The sequence below is a fragment of the Novosphingobium indicum genome, from assembly GCF_014645195.1.
GTDB classification, from domain to species: domain Bacteria; phylum Pseudomonadota; class Alphaproteobacteria; order Sphingomonadales; family Sphingomonadaceae; genus Novosphingobium; species Novosphingobium indicum.
Window position 1 is genome coordinate 1 of the sequence record NZ_BMLK01000061.1, and the last position, 5141, is coordinate 5141.

Sequence of the window (5141 nt, forward strand, 5' to 3'; positions counted from 1 at the left end):
ATCAGGTCCAACAATCAGGGAATTTTCAAAGCCCACTTTTGCGGAGAATTACACGCCCACTGACAATCAGCACCTGGCGAGCGCTACCTATCTCGCGGAACCGCACGAATATTTGCCTGATGGCCTCCTGAACTCGAATGTCGGGGTCAAAACTCAGTCCATAGTCGCGATGCCAGATGTAGCGATCGGAACGCTGATGCGCAGTTCGCCGCGCTGAGCCTTTTGCCGTGCAGCTTCGTACATGCGGGCACGGATGACAGAAAGCTCGAACTCGCTGATACTGCCCTTCATGCCGAGCAGCTGCCGGTCGTTCGGCTTGGCCGGATCATAGACGCCATCGATGTCGATGACACGAGCATCGACTTGGCCGCAAAGCTCGAGAAGTCGGTGCCAGTCGGGTCCGTTGCGGGAAAGGCGAGAGGCCTCAAGGCACAATACGGCGCCGACGCGACCCGTGCACAAATCCTCCACCAGACGCTCGAAACTGGGGCGATCCACTGCACCGCTCGCGCTGCGTCCAAGATCCTCGTCGATCACCTCGACGTCACGAAATCCCCAACGGCGCGCAACATCGACGAGTTCATACTGGCGACGTTGGTTCTCCAGGTTCCCGTTGACCTGCTGGGGCGTCGACTGCCTGACGTAAACAACTGGCTTGCGCCTCAGCAGGGCCATCGGAAGGAGGTTACCGCCCGTCATCGGTCATCTCCTCGTCCAATACGCCTGCGGCCGCCATCAACAACTTGGCTAGGCTTGCCACTACGACGACGCGCTGGGCTGTCGTCAGACCGTCCAGACTTCTGGTGTCGAGCGGCATGATCAACTGGCGCAGCGCCGGCAGCCGCGTTGGTGAGGGCAAGGTCTTCATCGTTTACCTCCTGAGCGTTCAAACCGCTCAGCAGGGCATTCCGAAGGTCCGCGTCGATCAAGAGGTTATGGAGATCGGTCAACGCATCTACGGCAACCCGAACGCTACCCAAGCTGAACGCATCGCACACCTCGCGATTCAACATCCAAGCCGGAACTACGATGACTTCGCCGGGGCTCACCACAATGTGGGCGACTCTGCCGTTCGCCCGGTCCTCGGTATACTCGCACCGCACAGTGCGCTCGAAAGATGGATGCCATCGATACCAGACGACAACGTCGTGCCCGACATGGGCAGAATGTCTGCGAGATGGCGCTCAATCGGAATTATGCGAAGCGCTGGATTATGCGCAAGTGCCGACGGCGGGTCCAGCTGTCGCGCCAGACCCGCCGCCATAAACTTCACATAATCACAGCGACTGCAGGAAGCTCATCAGATTGTCGGAGGCTCGGAAGCGGCCCGGCGCGGCGGTGCTTGGTTGCAGCTTCATCAGAGCCTGTTCCTTCATCGCGAGATCGGCTTCGACGTACATATGCGTCGTTGCCGTATCCTCATGACCGAGCCACAGGGCGATGACGGTGATGTCGACGCCCGATTGAAGAAGGTGCATCGCCGTTGTGTGTCGCACCGTATGGGGGGTGACCGGGCGGTCAAGGAGCCCTGGATTCTTGCGACCTGCAGTGGCGACGGCGAGGTTCAAGCGCTGGGTAACGTTCGAGCGAGTCATGCGATCACCGCTTCGGTTCGGGAACAAAAAGCTTTCTCCAGCGGGGTCGCCGATCTGGCGGCGCCAGGATCTGATGAGCGCGGCAGTCGGCCGCCAGAGCGGCACACTGCGTTCTTTGCGGCCCTTGCCACGCAGATGCACGGCGGGCTGTCCTTCAAGCACAACGTCCCGACACCGCATGCCGATCATCTCGGAAACGCGAGCGCCCGTGTTATACATCATGCTGAACAAGGCGCGGTCGCGTTGTCCGGCCCAGCTAAGCCGGTCAGGTGCTTCGAGAATGGCGCTGATCTCGGGCCGTGACAGAAACCCGACCATTGGCCGATCGAACCGCTTGAGTGGGATCGCCAGCGCCCGTTCGATCGTCGCCAGCGACGCAAGGTCGTGATGCGATGCATATTTAAGGAACGTCCTGATCGCGGCCAGACGTGCGTTGCGGCTTCGAACGCTGTTGCCTCGATCCTTCTCGAGATGGTCCAGGAAGGCGAGCAACAACGGCGCGTCGAGATCGGGCAACGTGATGGCGCTGGGCGTTCGATGGAGTGCTGCGGCCGCATAGTTGAGGAGCAGGCGCAAGGTATCCCGGTACGCCGCTACGGTCTGAGCGCTGACCGCACGTTGCTCGCCGAGATGATCCAGAAAGAAGCGCTGGACGAGCGTCGGCAATGTTGGAGAGGTATGCTCAGCCATGATCAGCCTCCGCGAAAGCGAAATCTTCAAAGCGGTTGCCTGCGGTGGCCATCAAATCCGGGATGCCGGTCAAATACCAATAGGTGTCCGATACCTTTGCATGGCCGACGTAAGTCGAGAGCGCCGCGATCGCATTGTCGATATCGGTACCTTCGGCTTGCCACCGTTGAATGCGTCTGCAGATGAATGTGTGCCGGAGGTCATGGATGCGAACGTCGCGATAGGCGCCCCGGGCAACGATGCCGGCTTCGTCGCGCAACTTCTGGAAGGTCCAATGTACTGCGCGCTTTTTTAGCGATCGTGACGGGGTCGAGACGAAAAACGGATCCTCAGCCACGCGTGGCAGAAAATGATCCCGCATGCCGAGATAGTCTGCGAGCGCGACGGCGACGGTGGCGTGGAAAGGCACGTGCCGCGATTTGCTGAACTTCGTCATCCGGACCGTCAGACATCGACTTCCGAGATCCACATCGGCGCAACGCAGCTTGACCGCTTCGGAAACGCGCAGGCCGGTTGCGGCGATCAGTCCGTAGAAGGCTTCGAACGCAGCAGGCCGCAGACCGCCTTCCGGATCGAGACGGCGTGCCGCTGCAAGCAATGCCGAGATCTCATCCTCGGTGTAGATATGGGGCGTGGCCCGGCGATGGGACTTGCCGAATATCTGAGTCTGCGGGAACTCCGTGGCCGGATCTTCCCGCAGAAGGTACGCGGCGAAAGGCCTAAGTGTGTCGAGCCGGCGAGCCCACGCCCGCGGATCACGGCCCCGAGCATGCCCCTTTGCCCACTCGATCGCGAGGTCCGTTGTCAGGGACCCTCGGTGACCAGAGCCATCGAAGAATCTGGCGAAGGAACGAAGCTGGCTGGCGTTCGGCCCAGCGCCACGAAATCCCAGCGATGTACGTTCAGCAAGATAGGCCTCTACCTGCGCTGTCATGGTGGTCGTCATCATCACGCCCTCCCTGGCCAGGGCATGGCCACGGCCGACAGCCGGCGGAAATCGATCTTGGTGTAGATCTTTGACGTGTCGAGGCTGCGGTGACGCAGGATATCGGCGATGTGCTTCATGGGCGTGCCGTCGCTGAGCAGGCGGCTCGCGATGCTGTGACGAAGGACATGGGGATCAGTTCGATCCCATCCGCATCGTGCGAAAGCTGCGATCACCGCGTGCTTGGCGACGCCTGCCCTGATCGGGACGTCATATGGCGCGACATGGCGAACGAAGATCGCACGGTTGCTGGTCTTCGGCCGCTCATGGCGCAAATAGTCTGCGATGGCGTCGCCGGTGGCCGCCGGCAATGGAAGGCTGTCGGTGAAATGCGTCTTGGTCCTGGCTATACGAATGATCCCGTTGCGCCAGTCGACGTCGTCGAGCTGGAGCTTTACGACTTCGGAACATCGGAGCCCGAGATCGGTGACGCACCTGACCATCGCGTAGGCGCGCCGCCTTGAAGACAGATGATCGTCGAATGACGCGAGAACCGCGTCAATCTGGGTTGGCGACAACACGTCGGGCAACTCCGCCAGGCGCCAATACGCGGCCCGCGGAATGGCCTGCAAGAGCCGGTCGACATCATCACCCAACATCTTGCGAAACTTGAAATAACAACCGACTGTCCCGCCAGCGACACGCACGGCGCCAGCACCCCAACAACGGCCCTCACCAAGGACAAAACGCCGGACGACTGCCGGGTCGAGCTTCTCAGGATCAATCTCGCCATCACCGAACCGCTCGAGGAGCAGCCGGCGAATGATATGGATCCGCTGCCGCCGCGTTGTGTCCGCCAGACCGCCGACATCGCGCATGTAGCGATCGAATGCCGCCAGTTCACCATCGAGCCGGCCCCTCTGTTCGATCGCCGCAATCCGCCTTTGGGCACGAAGCACATGCAGAAGATGCCGGATAGCGACGCGCAACTCGTGGCGCAGCTTGCGAACCGGGTAAGGGCAATCGCAAGATGGCACATGGGTATCCAGGAACCGCCGTTGCGCCACCTCATCGATCAACGCGAGGTCCAAGCCTTCCTCGGTCGTCCACTTCGCGAAATGCGCGACGCAAGCAAAATACACTCGCACTGTGTTCGGATGATATCGGCCCGCTCGAAGATAGGAGACATACTCCTCCTCCACGGACGAAAAGACACTGTTCGCCAGCCAGCGACGCGGCTCCGGCTGCAATAGATCAGACTTCATGAAAGGCTCCTCTCCAGATGGTGGGCGGAGAGGAAGACGTATTATGTGCAGCTGAAGTTAGTCATGCTGCGACGTATGCGGCGGAAAATAGCGGACTGGGCACACCCCGCCGTCGGCACATGCGCATAATCCGGCGCTTTGCATAATTGCGGTTGAGGGCGAGCGGGCGGATCGCGCGTTCGACGGTGTTGGTATCGAGCTCGATGCGCCCGTCGTCGAGGAAGCGCACGAGCCCGTCCCAGCGACTGACGGCGTAGCGGATTGCTTCGGCGAGCTTGCTCTTGGCGCTGAGCTGGCGAAGCCGGACATCGAGATAGACCTTGAGGTCTTCGACGAGGATCCGGCTGTGTTCGTCGCGCGTGGCGCGGCGCTGCTCGGCCGATGAGCCGCGGACCTGATCCTCGATCTTATACAGTTGCGCGATGCGCTTGAGTATCTCGGCCGCGACCGGCGACTTCTCGGCTAGATCGTAGAACTTGCGCCGGACGTGCGACCAGCAGAAGGCGAGGCTGACCTGCTGGCGCCGCTTGGCGAGCGCGGCGTAGCCGCCATAGCCATCGACCTGCAGGATGCCTGCGAAGTCCCCGAGATGGGCCTCGGTATGGCGCGGCGATCTGGATGAGAAGTTTCCGCCAATCAGGATGAGAACTGATCGTCGCGGTGTTG

The 5141-nt window shown here is 61.0% G+C and carries 5 protein-coding genes and 1 pseudogene; all 6 read right to left on the reverse strand.

The annotated features are described in order from the left end of the window. Nucleotides 1-153: 153 nt before the first annotated feature. Complete coding sequence (locus IEX64_RS23780) at nt 154-699, reverse strand: recombinase family protein (protein ID WP_229710713.1); 546 nt, start codon at nt 697-699, stop codon at nt 154-156. After that, nucleotides 686-868, reverse strand: coding sequence for a hypothetical protein (locus IEX64_RS23785; RefSeq protein WP_188823897.1), 183 nt, complete (start codon nt 866-868; stop codon nt 686-688). The genes IEX64_RS23780 and IEX64_RS23785 overlap by 14 nt, the downstream gene beginning before the upstream one ends. 409 nt (nt 869-1277) lie before the next feature. Next, nucleotides 1278-2285: a tyrosine-type recombinase/integrase gene (locus IEX64_RS23790; RefSeq protein WP_188823899.1), complete on the reverse strand. Its 1008-nt coding sequence runs from the start codon at nt 2283-2285 to the stop codon at nt 1278-1280. Beyond that, complete coding sequence (locus tag IEX64_RS23795; RefSeq protein WP_229710714.1) at nt 2278-3234, reverse strand: tyrosine-type recombinase/integrase; 957 nt, start codon at nt 3232-3234, stop codon at nt 2278-2280. The genes IEX64_RS23790 and IEX64_RS23795 overlap by 8 nt, the downstream gene beginning before the upstream one ends. Further along, nucleotides 3234-4475, reverse strand: a complete 1242-nt coding sequence (locus IEX64_RS23800) for a tyrosine-type recombinase/integrase (protein ID WP_188823901.1) — start codon at nt 4473-4475, stop codon at nt 3234-3236. The genes IEX64_RS23795 and IEX64_RS23800 overlap by 1 nt, the downstream gene beginning before the upstream one ends. A gap of 139 nt (nt 4476-4614) precedes the next feature. Further along, nucleotides 4615-5141 (reverse strand): annotated as a pseudogene (locus IEX64_RS23805) (IS66 family transposase); the annotation flags it as partial.

Bases quoted from the DNA above. Each gene is read 5' to 3' on its own strand.
- IEX64_RS23780 (WP_229710713.1), bottom strand. From the start codon at position 699: ATGACGGGCGGTAACCTCCTTCCGATGGCCCTGCTGAGGCGCAAGCCA.
- IEX64_RS23785 (WP_188823897.1), bottom strand. From the start codon at position 868: ATGAAGACCTTGCCCTCACCAACGCGGCTGCCGGCGCTGCGCCAGTTG.
- IEX64_RS23790 (WP_188823899.1), bottom strand. From the start codon at position 2,285: ATGGCTGAGCATACCTCTCCAACATTGCCGACGCTCGTCCAGCGCTTC.
- IEX64_RS23795 (WP_229710714.1), bottom strand. From the start codon at position 3,234: ATGATGACGACCACCATGACAGCGCAGGTAGAGGCCTATCTTGCTGAA.
- IEX64_RS23800 (WP_188823901.1), bottom strand. From the start codon at position 4,475: ATGAAGTCTGATCTATTGCAGCCGGAGCCGCGTCGCTGGCTGGCGAAC.